13 protein-coding genes are annotated in these 15,558 nt (G+C 60.8%); 6 read left to right on the top strand and 7 right to left on the bottom strand.

What is annotated here, in order from left to right:
• Positions 1–160 precede the first annotated feature (160 nt).
• From ychF to LXM96_RS00855, 3 genes are read left to right on the top strand one after another with little or no spacing between them, the layout of a single operon-like run.
• The gene (ychF, locus tag LXM96_RS00845; protein ID WP_239996332.1) at positions 161–1,264 is read left to right on the top strand and encodes a redox-regulated ATPase YchF; all 1,104 of its coding nucleotides are present in this window, start codon (positions 161–163) and stop codon (positions 1,262–1,264) included.
• 14 nt (positions 1,265–1,278) lie between these two features.
• Complete coding sequence (locus LXM96_RS00850; protein ID WP_239996333.1) at positions 1,279–1,749, top strand: MaoC family dehydratase; 471 nt, start codon at positions 1,279–1,281, stop codon at positions 1,747–1,749.
• Entirely contained in the window at positions 1,746–2,213 is a 468-nt protein-coding gene (locus LXM96_RS00855) for a MaoC family dehydratase (RefSeq protein WP_239996334.1), read from the top strand. The genes LXM96_RS00850 and LXM96_RS00855 overlap by 4 nt, the downstream gene beginning before the upstream one ends.
• A 26-nt stretch (positions 2,214–2,239) precedes the next feature.
• Here the strand turns inward: LXM96_RS00855 and LXM96_RS00860 are convergent, their stop codons facing one another.
• The 4 genes from LXM96_RS00860 to petA all read right to left on the bottom strand — a co-directional run bounded on the left by LXM96_RS00860 (position 2,240) and on the right by petA (position 5,678).
• Positions 2,240–2,779 carry an adenine phosphoribosyltransferase gene (locus LXM96_RS00860; RefSeq protein WP_239996335.1) on the bottom strand — a complete coding sequence of 180 codons (540 nt, stop codon included), beginning with the start codon at positions 2,777–2,779 and terminating at the stop codon, positions 2,240–2,242.
• Positions 2,780–2,889: 110 nt separating this feature from the next.
• A complete protein-coding gene (locus LXM96_RS00865; protein WP_239996336.1) occupies positions 2,890–3,768 on the bottom strand; it encodes a cytochrome c1 in 879 nt (292 codons plus the stop codon).
• Positions 3,769–3,793: 25 nt separating this feature from the next.
• Positions 3,794–5,086, bottom strand: coding sequence for a cytochrome b (locus LXM96_RS00870; RefSeq protein ID WP_239996337.1), 1,293 nt, complete (start codon positions 5,084–5,086; stop codon positions 3,794–3,796).
• Between the two features lie 13 nt (positions 5,087–5,099).
• A complete protein-coding gene (petA, locus tag LXM96_RS00875) occupies positions 5,100–5,678 on the bottom strand; it encodes a ubiquinol-cytochrome c reductase iron-sulfur subunit (protein ID WP_239996338.1) in 579 nt (192 codons plus the stop codon).
• Positions 5,679–6,035: 357 nt separating this feature from the next.
• Here petA and LXM96_RS00880 point away from each other — a divergent pair, with 357 nt between their 5' ends.
• On the top strand, positions 6,036–6,974 hold the full coding sequence (locus tag LXM96_RS00880; protein ID WP_239996339.1) for an endonuclease/exonuclease/phosphatase family protein: 939 nt from the start codon (positions 6,036–6,038) through the stop codon (positions 6,972–6,974).
• Positions 6,975–6,981: 7 nt separating this feature from the next.
• Here the strand turns inward: LXM96_RS00880 and LXM96_RS00885 are convergent, their stop codons facing one another.
• From LXM96_RS00885 to LXM96_RS00895, 3 genes are all read right to left on the bottom strand, one after another.
• Positions 6,982–8,844 carry an ABC transporter ATP-binding protein gene (locus tag LXM96_RS00885; RefSeq protein ID WP_239997169.1) on the bottom strand — a complete coding sequence of 621 codons (1,863 nt, stop codon included), beginning with the start codon at positions 8,842–8,844 and terminating at the stop codon, positions 6,982–6,984.
• Between the two features lie 144 nt (positions 8,845–8,988).
• Positions 8,989–10,905 (bottom strand): HAMP domain-containing methyl-accepting chemotaxis protein, encoded by a 1,917-nt coding sequence (locus LXM96_RS00890; protein ID WP_239996340.1) that lies wholly within the window; start codon positions 10,903–10,905, stop codon positions 8,989–8,991.
• A 197-nt stretch (positions 10,906–11,102) separates the two neighbouring features.
• Entirely contained in the window at positions 11,103–12,956 is a 1,854-nt protein-coding gene (locus tag LXM96_RS00895; protein WP_239996341.1) for an ABC transporter ATP-binding protein, read from the bottom strand.
• A 360-nt stretch (positions 12,957–13,316) separates the two neighbouring features.
• Between LXM96_RS00895 and LXM96_RS00900 the strand changes: the two genes are divergently transcribed.
• Entirely contained in the window at positions 13,317–13,778 is a 462-nt protein-coding gene (locus LXM96_RS00900) for a tRNA (cytidine(34)-2'-O)-methyltransferase (protein WP_239996342.1), read from the top strand.
• A 122-nt stretch (positions 13,779–13,900) separates the two neighbouring features.
• Positions 13,901–15,553 (top strand): Na/Pi cotransporter family protein, encoded by a 1,653-nt coding sequence (locus LXM96_RS00905; RefSeq protein ID WP_239996343.1) that lies wholly within the window; start codon positions 13,901–13,903, stop codon positions 15,551–15,553.
• Positions 15,554–15,558 lie beyond the last annotated feature (5 nt).

The raw sequence follows: 15,558 nt of genomic DNA on the forward strand, positions 1-15,558 counted from the left end.
CGATGACAGGGAACGATGGCTTCAACTATCGCATCGGCTCCCAGCCCAATCAAGCGGCAGCTTCTGGCATTCGAGGTGCTCCGGCCACGCGGACTTGACCCCTTCGGCTGTTTCCCCCATAGCCAAGCCAACGATCATCCAAGCACAGGTATCTCTACCGATGGGTTTCAAATGCGGCATCGTCGGCCTTCCCAATGTGGGCAAGTCGACGCTTTTCAACGCTCTGACCAAGACGGCGGCCGCGCAGGCGGCAAACTATCCATTCTGCACAATTGAGCCGAATACCGGTGAGGTCGCCGTTCCTGATCCGCGGATGAAGACGCTGGCGGCCATTGCCGGCTCCAAGGAAATCATTCCGACCCGCATCTCCTTCGTCGACATTGCGGGCCTAGTGCGCGGCGCATCGAAGGGCGAAGGGTTGGGCAACAAGTTCCTCGCCAACATCCGCGAAGTGGATGCAGTGGTGCATGTGCTGCGATGCTTTGAGGATGACGACATCACCCACGTCGAGGGTCGCATCAATCCCGTGGGCGATGCCGAAACCATCGAAACAGAACTGATGCTTGCCGACCTTGAAAGCCTCGAGCGCCGCGTCGAACAGACTCGGAAGCGGGCGACGTCGAAAGACAAGGAATCGCTGGCCCAACTGCCGATCATGGAGACGGTGGTCAAGCTGCTGAACGAAGGCAAGCCGGCTCGGCTTCTCCTCAAGACGCTTGCCCCCGAGGAGATCGAGATCCTGAAGGGACTCAACCTCCTGACCTCGCATCCCGTCCTCTATGTCTGCAATGTTGCGGAGGCCGATGCGGCCAGCGGCAATGCACATACGCAGGCTGTTGCCGCCATGGCAAAGGACCAGGGCGCCGAGTGCGTGATCATCTCCGCTGCGATCGAGTCCGAGGTCGCCCAACTGCCGGAAGAAGAAGCCGCCGAGTTTCTGTCGGCTCTCGGTCTGGAAGAAGCCGGCCTCGACCGCCTGATCCGGGCGGGCTATCATCTTCTTGACCTCATTACCTATTTCACCGTCGGCCCCAAGGAAACGCGCGCTTGGACGATCGTTCGCGGGACCAAGGCGCCTCAGGCGGCGGGGGTTATTCACACCGATTTTGAACGCGGCTTCATTCGCGCCTTTACCATCAGCTACGACGACTATGTCGCCTACAAGGGTGAAGTCGGCGCCAAGGAGGCAGGCAAGGGCCGTGACGAGGGCAAGGAATACGTCGTGCAGGACGGCGACGTCATTCACTTCCGATTCAATACCTGAGGCAGCGAGACCCTATGCCGGAGATCCGCTACTTCTTCGAGGATTTCACTCCCGGCCGCAGCTTTCCGTTGGTGGATAAGTTGGTGAGCGCGGAAGAGATCGTCGCCTTTGCGTCCGAGTTCGACCCACAGCCTATGCATCTGACGGAGGAAGCGGGAAAGGCGAGTATCCTCGGCGGGCTCTCGGCGTCCGGCTGGCACACCGCTAGCCTGTTCATGCGCATGATGTTCGACGGCTGGCTGAAGGAAGCGGCGTCCGAAGGATCCCCCGGCATCGAGTTCATGGAATGGAAGAAGCCGGTCCTGGCCGGAGACCGGCTTTCCGGCCGATCCACGGTGGTGGAGTCGCGGGTATCGAGATCGCGACCGGGAATCGGTCTCGTCCGCTTCCTCCACGAGGTAGAAAACCAGAAGGGCCAGGTCGTTTTGCGCGGGGAAAACCCGATCATGATCCGCTTGAGACCCTCCCAGGAAGCACCGGCATGAGGCTTGTCGAACTCACACCACCAGGCGACCGTGTCATCACCGGGACCATGCAGTTCACTGCCGATGACATCATCCGCTTCGCCCGCCAGTTCGACCCCCAGCCGTTCCACCTCGAAGCCGAAGCGGCCAAGGCCTATGTCTTCGGTGGCCTCTGCGCCTCCGGCTGGCATACCTGTGCGGGCTGGATGAAGATGTTCATCCAGTACTGGAACACCGAAACTGCGCGACTGACGGCGGAGGGACTTGAGCCTCCCAAGCTTGGGCCATCCGCTGGCTTCAAAAAGCTACAATGGGTAAAGCCGGTCTATGCCGGCGACAGCATCACCTATTCGGTGGAGCTCGTGGAAAGTCGCGCCCTAGCCTCGCGTCCCGGCACCTGGATAAACATCACGACGAATGACGGCGTGAACCAGCATGGTGACGTGGTCATGCGCTATGAAGGCACAGTCCTGGAGTTCGCCTGAAGCCGGCAGTGAGAACCACCGCTGCGTCAGTGGCCTGAAAATTCCATCAGCGTCCGCACTTCCACACCAAGCGCCTCGAGCTTCCGTCGACCGCCGAGATCCGGCAGGTCGATGACGAAGCAGGCGGAAACGATCTCAGCTCCCTGCTGGCGCAGGAGCTTCACCGCACCTTCCGCCGTTCCTCCTGTGGCAATCAGATCGTCCGTGAGGATGACCTTGTCCCCCGGCTTCACCGCATCGACATGCATCTCCATCTCGTCGGCGCCGTATTCCAGACTATAGGCGATCCGCACCGTTTCATGTGGCAACTTGCCCTTCTTGCGGATCGGTATGAACCCGGCGGATAGCTGATGGGCAAGCGCACCTCCGAGGATAAAACCCCGCGCTTCGATGCCGGCAATCTGGTCTACACCAAGGCCTGTGTAGGGGCGAACCAGTTCGTCAACCGCCTGCCGGAATGCTTCGGCATTGCCGAGAAGCGTGGTGATGTCGCGGAAGATGATGCCGGGCTTAGGGTAATCCACGATCGAACGGACGGAAGAAGCGAGGTCGATTGTCTGTGTCATGATGGTCCGAGTGTAGCAGTTTCAGGCGGAACAGGACCCTAGCAAGTCCAAAGGCGCCACCCAACAAAAAAGGCGGCCGAAGGCCGCCTCTTTCAGGATGAGGCCGAGCCTCAGTGTCCCTTGCTGGCGTAGACAGACTTCTTCGTCAGGTAGATGAGGCCGGTGAAGATCAGCAGGAAGACCATGACCATGAAACCCGTGCGCTTGCGGTCTTCGAGATGCGGCTCTGCGGCCCACATCAGGAAGGCAGAGACGTCCTTGGAATACTGGTCAAGTGTTTCCGGCGAACCATCGTCATAGGTGACCTGACCGTCGGAGAGCGGCGGGGCCATGGCCAGCGAAGCCGAGGCGATGAAATAGGGGTTGTAGTAGGTCCCTTCCGGCACCTCGACGCCTTCCGGCGGCTCCTGATAACCGGTCAGCAGCGAGTAGATGTAGTCCGGGCCACCTTCCTGGTACTGCGTGAAGATATCGTACACGAACTGCGGGAAGCCGCGGGTCACGCCGCGCGCCTTGGCGATCAGCGAGAAGTCCGGCGGCGCCGCGCCGTTGTTGGAAGCGGCTGCGGCCTGCGCGTTGGGGAACGGCGGCGGGAAATAGTCGGACGGAACCGCCGCCCGCTCGAACATGTCGCCGTCGTCGTTCGGGCCGTCAGTGACCTGGTAGTTGGCAGCGAAGGCCTTCACCTGCGCTTCCGAGTAACCGAGGTCCTCCAGCGTGCGGAAGGACACCAGCGTCATCGAATGACAGGCGGCACAGACTTCGGAGTAGACTTTCAGGCCGCGCTGCAGCTGGCCCTTGTCGTAATGACCGAAGGGGCCGGCGAAGCTCCAGTCGACTTCCCGCGGCTTTTTGAGCGGGTAGTGTGGCGTAGCCCCTTCTGCATGGGCGTCACCCTCGGCCGCGTGCTCGTCCTGGGCCAGCGCTGTACCGAGACCGAGCCCTGCCACGAAGGCCAGCGAAAGGATGCTTGTAACAAGCTTTTTCATAACTCTTCTTTCCCTCTCGTCGCAGCTATCGGACACTGGCTTCGCCAGGCGGAAGCTTTTCCATGTCAGACTTGTTCTGCTTGGCGAGCACAGCTTCCGTGATCGAATTCGGGATGCGGCGCGGCGTCTCGAACAGGCCGAGGAGCGGCATGATCACCAGGAAAAAGCCGAAGTAGTAGAGCGTGCCGAGCTGCGACAGGATCACGTAGATGCCCTCTGCCGGCATGGCACCAAGCCATCCAAGAAGAATGCAGTCCGCGACGAAGATCCAGAAGAACAGCTTGTACCACGGACGATAGACGGCCGAGCGAACCTTCGACGTGTCGAGCCAGGGCAGGAAGAACAGCACGATGATCGAGCCGAACATCACGAGCACGCCGCCAAGCTTGGAGTCGATTGGGCCGATGTTGAAGGTGATGGCGCGCAGCATCGCGTAGAACGGCAGGTAGTACCATTCCGGAACGATGTGAGCCGGGGTCTTCAGCGCGTCAGCCGGGATGTAGTTGTCCGGGTGACCGAGATAGTTCGGCATGTAGAAGATGAACCAGGCAAAGACGAGCAGGAAGACCGACACGCCCAGCGCATCCTTCAGCGTCGCGTAGGGCGTGAAGGCGACGGTATCCGTCTTGGTCTTGACTTCGATGCCCGTCGGGTTCGTCTGGCCGGTGACGTGCAGAGCCCAGATGTGCAGGACGACCACGCCCGCGATCATGAACGGTAGCAGGTAGTGCAGCGAGAAGAAGCGGTTCAGCGTCGGCTGATCGACGGCGAAGCCGCCCAGCAGGAACTGCTGGATCCACTCCCCGACCAGCGGGAAGGCCGAGAAGAAGCCGGTGATGACGGTCGCGCCCCAGAAGGACATCTGACCCCAGGGCAGGACATAGCCCATGAAGCCCGTTGCCATCATCAGCAGGTAGATGACGACGCCCAGGATCCAGAGGATCTCGCGGGGCGCCTTGTAAGACCCGTAGTAAAGGCCGCGGGCGATGTGGAGATAGACGGCGATGAAGAAGAAGGACGCGCCATTGGCGTGCATGTAGCGCAGCAGCCAACCATTGTTGACGTCACGCATGATCTTCTCAACGGAATTGAAGGCAACGGTCGTCTCGGCCGCATAGTGCATGGCCAGAACGACACCCGACAGGATCTGAACGATCAGCATGACCGACAGCATCGCGCCGAAGGTGTAGGCATAGTTCAAGTTGCGGGGAACGGGGTAGGAAACGAAGCTGTCATGGATCATGCGCGGCAGCGGAAGCCGCGAGTCGATCCATTTCTCGATGCCGGAGGCCGGCTGGTATGTTGAATGACCGCTCATTGATTAGAACCCCTCACCCGATCTGGATCACTGTGTCGGACGTAAACGTGAAAACCGGCACCGGCAGGTTGGTCGGCGCAGGGCCTCGACGGATACGGCCGGCGGTGTCGTAGTGCGAGCCGTGGCAGGGACAGAACCAACCGCCGAAATCTCCGGCCTGACCGAGCGGGACGCAACCGAGGTGGGTGCAGGAGCCGATCATGACGATCCAATTTTCCTTACCTTCGCCAGCGGAACGCGCAAGATTCGTCGCGGGCGCGGCGCCATCGATATTGTCATTGCGGGCGATCGGATCCTTCAACTCCTCCAGAGCGACGGCCTTGGCAGCCTCAACTTCCTGTTCGGTCCGGTTGCGGATGAAGACCGGCTTCCCGCGCCATTTCACTGTCAGCGACATGCCCGGCTCTAGCGCTGAAACGTCGACCTCGATCGAGGCCAGCGCCAGCGTGGAAGCATCCGGTCGCATTTGATCGATGAACGGCCAAGCAACGGCCGCGGCGCCGACAGCGCCAGCCATGCCGGTGGCCAGATAAAGGAAATCACGGCGAGTGGGCTCGCCCTGTGTTTCGCTGTGTGTCTCGTGCTCGCTCACGGCTTAAACATCCTTCTCACGCATTTCGCGAAAAACCGCATATGCCCCTCTACCGGTAAAATGGGTCTGGCCATGTTTGGAACACAGATTCCCCGGCAATCCGGCGCCTTCTATGCTTGATCGCAAAATATGTCCAGCCTTGGCAAGAGCATAGGAGCCAGTTTGTCGCGGTCAGCAAGGGAGTTCTGAGGGGGCTTTATTGGCCGGGCAAAGAACTCTGTAATTCCTGCTCGATGGAGAAGGAAGCGTGCTCCTGCCGCACGATATCAGGCGTTAACCTGCCCGTCGTATTCGGATTGTCCGTATCCGATTGCCATGGTACCTCCGTTGCCGGCAATGACCGGTGGGACGGGCTGGATGAGAAACTTTCTGTCGGTCGCGATCTGCGTCATCGTGTCGCTCGTGCTGCTTGCCATCGCAACGCGCTACGTGAGCAGCGTTTGGATCTTCGGCACCATCCACAATCTTCAACTCCATCTTTCGATAGCAAGCGCGGCAGCACTTCTTCTTGCCCTCCTCCTCCAGCGGGGCCTGTTGACCGTCGGCCTCCTGCTGGCTGCACTGGCTTTGATCCTGCACGCGCTTTGGATGGCCCGCGACATGAGCCAGGTTGCGCCCTCCGTTGATGCGTCGCAACCGACGTTGAGACTGATGTCCTTCAACATCCTGATGACAAACTCTGGAAATGCCGAAGCGATCAGGGACCTTATTCTCTCGTCTGACGCAGACGTGGTGAACATCATGGAGGCAGAGCCACTTATGCCCCACCTGGAGGCGTTCTCTGCCGTCTATCCTCACCGAATGGGCTGTGGTGAAATGACTGATCACTGCGACCTGATGATACTCTCGAAGCTTCCTCTCACCCACCGCACCGTCGTCAGTCTCAGCCATATCTTCGAAGAGCGAATGATGGTAGCGCGGGTCACCTTCAATGGCGCCCCCCTGCACGTTGCGGCAATCCACACGACAAAGCCCTACTTCGACAATTTCCAGTTCTATGAACTGCGAAATGCTGCGGAGCTTCTGAATGGTCTGAATGATCCGATCATTCTGTCCGGAGACTTCAACGCTTCCAGCCTCGCGCCGAACATGCGCTGGTTTCTCCGGGCTACGGGGCTGAGAAAGACTCCAAACGAGCCGGCGACCTGGCCTGTGCGGGCGGGGTGGGCTGGAGTAGCGATCGATCACGTCTTTGTCCGTCCGCCGCTGATAGTCAGCAGATTGGAGCGTCTGCCCGACGCGCTTGGCTCGAACCATTACGGGCTGCTGGCGGAAATCGCTTTTGCGCCCCCATGACGTGGACCTATTGTGCCGCATCGGCGGCAAGGAAACCGCCGGACTGCCGTGCCCATAAATCCGCATAGATTCCGTTCGCCGACACGAGCTCGCTGTGCGTCCCCTGCTCCACAATTCGTCCGCCATCCATGACGATCAGCCTGTCGAGCGCCGCGATCGTGGAAAGCCGGTGGGCGATGGCCAGCACCGTTTTCGACTGCATCAGTCGTACGAGATTGGATTGGATCGCCGCCTCAACCTCGGAATCGAGCGCCGACGTCGCCTCGTCGAGCACCAGGATCGGTGCGTTCTTCAGCATGACGCGCGCAATCGCGATCCGTTGGCGCTGACCACCGGAGAGCTTCACGCCCCGCTCGCCAACATGGGCATCATAGCCCTTGCGGCCCCGCTGGTCCTCCAGCGCCATGATGAACTCGTCCGCCTCGGCGCGACGCGCTGCCTGACGCAACTGTTCCTCCGTAGCGTCGGGGCGACCGAACAGGATGTTGTCCCGGATCGATCGGTGAAGAAGGGACGTGTCCTGCGTTACCATACCGATCTGTGATCTCAGCGACTCCTGCGTCACCTGCGAAATATCCTGGCCATCGATCAGGATGCGGCCAGACTGGATATCGTGAAAGCGCAGGAGAAGGTTCGCCAGCGTCGACTTGCCCGCACCGGAACGTCCCACGATCCCGATCTTCTCGCCCGGCTCCAGATGGAGGGACAGGTTGCGCAAGACATCCTTGCCGTTGCCGTAGTCGAAACTGACGTTGTCGAAGCGGATCTCCGGCACGCGGACCTGCAGAACCCGTGCATCGGGCAGATCCTTGAGGGCCACCGGCTGCGAGATGAGATCCGCGGAGTTTTGAATTGTGCCGATGTTGCGCATCAATCCGTTCAACTGCGTCATCAGGCGGCCGAGGAGGAAGTTGAGCCGCAACATCAGAGCCAGGGTAAAGGCGACCGCACCCGAGCTGATAAGTCCGCCTAGCCAGAGGTGGATGCTCAATCCGGCCATGGTCACAATCATGATGCTGGACAGGAGCGCCATCGATGCACGCACGCCCGTCAGAAGACGTGTGAACCGAAGGATCGTTTCCTGAAAGCTCTCGAACCCCCGGCGCATATAGCCGTCATTGGCTTCGTCGCTGCCAAAAAGCTTGAGTGTCTGGATGTTGGAATAGGCGTCGACCATGCGTCCGCTGATCATCGATCCAGCCTCCGCTGAGAGCTTCGCGTTTTCCCGGATCCGGGGGATGAAGTAGCGAGCAAGACACCCGAAAAGAACGAGCCACAGCAGCACGACAAGGGCCATCCGGAGGTCGAGCTGAGCCACGAGGACGAGGGTCGAGACCGAATAAATCAAGACGAACCAGACGCTCTCCATCAGCGTCGTCAGGACGTCTCCTGTCGCCTGCCCTGCCGACCAGACCTTGTTGACGATACGGCCGGAGAAATCGTTCTGAAAGAACGACAGCGACTGGCGTGACACGTGCAGGTATGACTGCCAGCGAACCAGGTTGTAGAAGCCGGGCGTTATGATCTGCTGATCCACAAGTGCCGTCAGGAAGGCAACTGCAAAGCGACCGAGCCCGATCACCACCGCCATCAGCAGCAGTTCCCTGCCGTGCTGCGCAATGAGGCCATTCCATCCGTCGGCGGGCTGGATCGTGTCAAGGATATCGACAAGCCGGCCTACAAACCAGAACATCGCCGCTTCCACACCAGCCGCCAATCCGCCAAGCACAAGCATGGCGAAGAACGGTGCCTTGGCTTGGCGCACATAGTACGAGACGAAGGCAACCAGTCCCTGTGGTGGCCTGACGTCATCCCGCCTCTCGAATGGCTGGATCCAGTTCTCGAAGAAGCGGAAGATGGCTGTGATCATGGCCACGATATAGTCCACCCCATGAGTGCGGCAAAGGGCAAGGCTGCTTACATTTCCGTCAGGGAGAGGCCACGGCGCCGGAAACGAGATCGGCAGCCGAAGCTGCCGATCCGATCAGTTACGAGAAGAAGGGCTGGAGCCCTCTTAGAACTCCGACCAGTTGGGTTGCGCGACCGCGGCTGCAGCACCGCCGGAGAAGGCGGAGCGGACACGCGTCCCTAAAGCCCGTGCCGGTGATGCGGCAGGCTCGTGAGAAGCGGATGCCGACCGGAGCTCAGGCTCGCGCTCGTCCAGCTTGAAGCGGGAAAGGAGCTCCCGCAGCGCCGCGGCCTGCGTGGCGAGGCTGTGGGTCGCCGCCGTGGTTTCCTCTACCATGGCCGCATTCTGCTGCGTGCCCTGGTCCATGTGGTTGACGGAGGAGCTGATTTCGGTGAGGCCCGTCGACTGCTCGCGGCTGGAAACGACGATAGAGGCCATATTCGTGTTGATCTGCTGCACGTCCGCGACGATCGACTGCAGTGCCGTCCCCGTCTGCCCGACGAGATCCACGCCGTCACGAACGCGCTCGCCCGACGTGGCGATCAGCGTCTTGATCTCGCGCGCGGCATTGGCCGAACGCTGGGCGAGCTCGCGTACTTCCTGAGCGACGACGGCAAACCCCTTGCCCGCCTCGCCCGCACGTGCCGCCTCGACACCGGCATTGAGCGCCAGCAGGTTCGTCTGGAAGGCAATCTCGTCTATGACCCCAATGATGTTGCTGATCTCGCCGGAAGACTTCGCAATGGCTTCCATCGCACCGACCGCCTGCCGCACGATCTCACCCGAGCGCTCCGCACCCGCACGGGTGTGATCGACGAGCTCGCCCGCCTCACCGGCACGGACCGATGAATCCTTTACCGCGGTTGCGACCTGCTCCAATGCCGCCGCAGTCTCCTCGACCGACGCCGCCTGCTGTTCCGTCCGCTTGGAGAGATCCGCAACCGCCGAACTGATCTCCTTGGCGCTGGCATCGATTATGCGGGCGTTATCGCCGACATTGCGCAGCACCGACTGCAGGTTTTGAAGCGACTCGTTGAAGTTGACGCGAAGCTGGTCCAGCTGGCCGGCGAACGGCTGCTCCAGCCGCACCGTCAGGTCGCCATTGGCAAGCCCCGTCAGCCCGCGGCCCAGCGCATCCACTGCGAAGGAGACTTCGGCGCTTTCGCGTGCCTTCTGTTCTTCGCGAGCAAGACGCTCGCTCTCACTCATCGATCTTGCCGCCTGCGTTTCCCGTTCCAGCCGGTCGCGCGCCAGTGCATTGTCGCGGAACACGGCCACGGCGGCAGCCATCTCGCCGATCTCGTCGCGACGCCCGCGATGCGGGATGTCCGCGTCGTTATTGCCCGCCGCAAGAACATTCATGGCGTTCGTGATCTGGCCGATCGGCCGCGTCACACGCAGGTAACTCAGCAGCGCTGCTGCCAGTGCAACGGCTGCGGCGATGGTGACGCCGAGGATCGTGGAGATGAAGGCAAAGTCCGCCGCATCGGCAGCCAATGTGCGGTCGATGGCGCTTGCTGCTTCATTCGCATCGATCATGTCCTGCAGCAGTGCACCGGCCTCGCTCCCCTTCGGCACCATATTGGCGATCACCGCCCGCGCCTCGTAGAGGCGCGACGAACTGATCAGCTTGATGAATTCGTCGCCGAGCGTGTCGTAGTCCGCGGAAACCGCCTGTAGGTTCGCAAGCTTCTCCTTTGCCTCAGGATCGCTTACTCCAGAACCGAAGGCGCTCAGTGCCTCACCCCACGCCCTCCGCGCCTCCTGCAACTGCTCGAGCGACTGCTTCTTTTCCGCTGCCGAGCTTGCCGACAGCGCCATCAGATACAACCGCCGGACGTGCGAGAACTGCCGGTCCATATCGGCGATCATCGTCGATTGCTCTAAACGGCCGGCAATCTTTTCGGCCTGCGTCTCCAGCTCGAGAACGGAGCGCATCCCGAGGACGCCCTGAAGGACAGCGACGAGAACCGCCATCGCAAACAGTGCCGGAAGAAGAAATTTGATCTTAAAGCTACTCATCATGAAAATCCGGAAAGGAGATTGGCGGGAGGTGCCGGGCACCGCCGTTTTCGTGACAGCTTTGCATAAACAATGCGTTACCGGCCGAGGGCGCCTTCCCTGCAGCCTCGGATTGTCCGGAATGACGACGTGGAACAGCAGAAAGCCCGCCCCGTTTCCCGAGCGGGCCCTGGTTTAACTTAACAGTGGCAGCTTTGCTATTCCGCCGCCGCTTCTGCTTCCGCGTCGTCTGCAAGGAATCCGCCTGACTGGCGGCTCCAGAGATCGGCATAGACGCCGCCGGCCGATGCCAGTTCCTGGTGGGTTCCCATCTCGATGATGCGGCCCTTGTCGAGCACGATCAGCCGGTCCATCTCGGTCAGGGTCGACAGGCGGTGAGCGATCGCGATCACCGTCTTGCCCTGCATCAGGGCAAACAGGTTCTCCTGGATCGCCGCCTCCACCTCGGAGTCCAGCGCCGAGGTCGCCTCGTCGAGGACCAGGATCGGCGCGTCCTTGAGGAAGACGCGCGCGATCGCGATCCGCTGCCGCTGCCCGCCTGAAAGCTTCACGCCCCGTTCGCCGACATGCGCATCGAGCCCCACGCGCCCCTGCATGTCGGACAGGCCCTGGATGAACTCCCAGGCATTCGCCCGCTTGGCGGCTTCGATGATCTCCGCGTCACTCGCCTGCGGCTTGCCGTAGGCGATGTTGTCGCGGATCGAACGGTGCAGGAGCGACGTATCCTGTGTCACCACGCCGACCAGCGCCCTCAGGCTTTCCTGCGAAACGGTCGAGATGTCCTGTCCGTCGATGGTGATGCGGCCGGCTTCCAGATCGTAGAAACGCAGCAGCAGGTTCATCAGCGTCGTTTTGCCTGCCCCCGAACGCCCGACGAGCCCGACCTTCTCGCCCGCTGATATCTCGAGCGTCAGATCCTCGATCACGCCCTTTGCCTTGCCGTAGTGGAAGCGGACGTTGTCGTAGCGGATATGGCCCTTCTGCGTGCGCAGCGGCTGGGCGGCGGGAGCGTCGGTCACCTCGTGCGGCTTGGTCATCATCGACATGCCGTCATAAACGGTGCCGATCGCTTCGAAGAGGGCGGACACTTCCCACATGATCCACTGCGACATCCCGTTGATGCGCATAGCAAGTCCGATCGCGACCGCGACGGACCCGACGGAAACTTCTCCGGTCAGCCAGAAAGCGATGCTCGACGCCGCCACCGCAAAGATGGTGATCGCATTGTTGAGGTCGACGCAGATGTTGAGGAGCGAGATCTGCCGCATCTGGCGGTGAACCGTGCCCAGGAAATCGTCCATCCCCTCACGTGCATAGGTCTCCTCCCGACCTGCATGCGAGAATAGCTTCACGGTGCCGATGTTCGTATAGCTGTCGACGATGCGGCCGGTCATGTTCGAGCGCGCATCCGCCTGCTCACTGGACAGCTTCCGGAGCTTCGGAATGAAGTGCCGGAGGATAAGGCTGTAAAAGACGAACCACGCGATCAGGGGCAGAACCAGCCGCCAATCGACAACGATCACCAGTGCCAGCATCGAAATGAAGAAGCTGATTGCGTAGACGAAAACGTCGATGATCTTCATCACCGCCTCGCGGATGGCGAGCGAGGTCTGCATCACTTTCGTCGAAACGCGGCCAGCGAACTCATTGGCAAAGAAGGTCATCGAGTGACGCAACAGGTAGCGGTGCATCTGCCAGCGGGCGATCATGGGAAAGTTGCCGGCCAGCACCTGGTGCATGGTCACCGTATGGAGCGCCCCTGCTAGCGGCAGCAAAAGAAGAAGGACGGCGGCCATCCACACCAGCCGTCCACCCTCCTGTGCGAGAAAGGTGTCGGGGTTCGCATTTGACAGCCAGTCGATGATATTGCCGAGGAACTGGTAGAGCACAACTTCCGCAATTGCGATCACCATCGAGCAGAGGCCGAGCACCAGCAGCCACGGCGCGGTCGGCTTCGTATAATGCCAGCAGAAGGCGAAGAGTCCCTTTGGCGGCAAACTGGGCGGATCGACCGGATAGGGATCGATGCGCCGCTCGAACCAGGAAAACATGGTATTCTCCATAAGATGGCGTGCCGGAAACAGCTCCGAAGGAGCGAAGCGGACGACCGAAAACTGATTTAGGACCGCTTGGGCCCCACGCAATGCAGGATATCGAAGAAGAGGCCGCGGTAACCGCGAGTGCCTAGACGGACGCTGGACGCATCCGGGCCGGAAGGCAGATGTGCACGGCAATATCCATGGTGGCCTCCTGGCGCTGGCGTTGAACACGTCGATCTTGTATCGCCGATTGTCGTCATTTGGAAGTGCCAAAGATGGCAACCGGAGCACACGCCCATATGCTGCGTTGCTTGATCTCCCCCTGCGCTCGCTATAATCCGCCTCGGTCCCTTCTTTCGCTGTCAACCGCTCATGTCCGACCTTCGCATTGCACTTTTCCAACCCGATATCCCCGGTAACACCGGCACGATCTTACGGCTTGCCGCCTGCCTCGGCCTGGGGGTCGACATCATCGAGCCCGCCGGTTTCGATATATCGGATCGAAACCTCAAGCGCGCAGGACTTGACTATCTCGCGAGCGTGGACCTCGTCCGACATGTGAACTGGCAGGCATTCGAGGCATGGCGCTCTGAAAGCGGCCGCAGGCTTGTGCTGCCATCCACCAAGGCCGTGACTCCCTACGTGCGCCACCCGTTCCAGCCTGACGATGTGCTCTTGTTCGGCCGAGAAAGCGCTGGCGTTCCCGATCATGTCCATGACGGCGCCGACGCGCGGATACTGATCCCGATGGTGGCGGGCCAGAGATCCATCAACGTTGCAGTATCGGCCGCGATGATTACCGGCGAGGCCTTGCGGCAAACACTCTGGCGATGAATCGACTACTGCTTCTTGGCGTGGTGCGGCGGCACCTCTTTCCAACGCGGCACCCCGGCATATTTACTTAGCCGGCGAGAAAACCTAGCCTTGTCCCCCATTACGCCTGCTTCGGAATTGTCATGCAATCGACGATCGTCATCATCAATCTTTTCGGCGCCGTCGCCTTGCTCCTTTTCGGGCTCGCTCAGGTGAAGGACGGCGTCACGCGCGCCTTCGGCTCCCGCCTGCGCACCGGCCTCGCCACGGGAACGCAAAGCGGTTTGCGGTCCTTCGTGTCTGGCTTCATTGCAACGATCGCCTTGCAAAGCTCCACGGCCACCGCCCTGACGGTCGCCTCTTTCGTGGAACGCGACCTGATCCGCGCGAGGATGGCGCAGATCGTCTTGCTCGGTGCCAATGTTGGGACGGCCGTGACCGCCTGGATCGTCGCAACGGGCATCGAATGGTTGTCGCCGCTCCTCATCCTTGCCGGGGTTATCTTGGGTCGCGGTGGCTCCACAGTGCGCAAGGGCGGCGGGGCGGCGCTTGTGGGCGTTGGGCTCATGCTGCTTTCGCTTTACCTGCTTTCGGCCGCCACTGAGCCCATGCGAGACTCACCTGCCCTTGCCGCCTTCATCAGGTTGCTCGACGGTGCCTGGCCTGTCGCTCTGGTGCTGACAGCGGGGCTTGCGGTGGCCTCCTCGTCCAGTCTCGCCGTGGTCGTGCTCGTCCTCTCGATCGCCTCCACCGGCACCCTGTCGACGTCGCTCATCATCGTCTTGATTCTGGGAGCGAACCTCGGCGGCGCGATCCCGCCGGTTCTGGCGACGCTGTCAGGACCCGCTTCGGCGCGACGGATCACGACGGGCAATCTGGTCGTGCGGGCCGTTGGTTGCCTGATCGCGCTCCCGCTTGTGGGTTATGCGGCCGACACGCTGGAAATGTTGCAGCTCAATCGTGACGCACTGCCCGTCGACGTGCACCTCGCCTATAATGCCGCCCTCGCCCTCCTCGCCTGGCCCTTTTCGAAACTCCTCTCGGATGCCATGAAGAAATGGCTGCCTTCAGAAGAGGACTCGGATACAGGTCCGCAGTTTCTCGATCCGGAGGCCCTGTCGACGCCGGTTGTGGCGCTTGCGAATGCGACGCGCGAAGTCCTTGCCGTTGGGGATTTGATCGAGCGCATGCTGATCAGGGTGGAGAATGCGTTCCAGAACAATGATCTTGCACCTTTGAGTGAGATTGAATCGCTCGAGAGACGAGTCGATCGTATCCAGCAGGAGGTCAAGGTCTATCTGTCCAAGCTCGGGCGCGATGGCAGCGATGGCGACAATGGACGGCGATCGATCGCCATCATCGACTACGTCATCAACCTGGAGCATGTCGGCGACATCATCGAGAAGGGACTGTGCGAAGAGGTTCGCAAGAAAGTCTCCCACAACCTCAAGTTCTCCGAGGATGGCTATCGGGAGCTCAAAGGTCTCTTCGATCTGACCACCGACAATTTACGGACGGCACAAACTGTTTTTGTCACCGGTGATCTGAAGCTTGCTCTCCACCTGATGGAAATCAAGGTAAGCGTTCGCAAGGCTGAAAAACTATCTGCAGGACGACATTTGGAGCGGTTGCGGGATGGACGCGTGGAGAGTCTGCAGACGAGCTCGCTGCATCTCGACATCCTGCGCGACCTGAAGCGGATCAACTCCCATCTGGTTTCCGTCGCTCACCCGATCCTGGATGATAGTGGTCTTCTTCGCGAAAGTCGGCTGCGCCGGGACAAGACCAGCGCTTGACTTTG

This window comes from Rhizobium halophilum (genome assembly GCF_021648825.1).
GTDB classification, from domain to species: domain Bacteria; phylum Pseudomonadota; class Alphaproteobacteria; order Rhizobiales; family Rhizobiaceae; genus Neorhizobium; species Neorhizobium halophilum.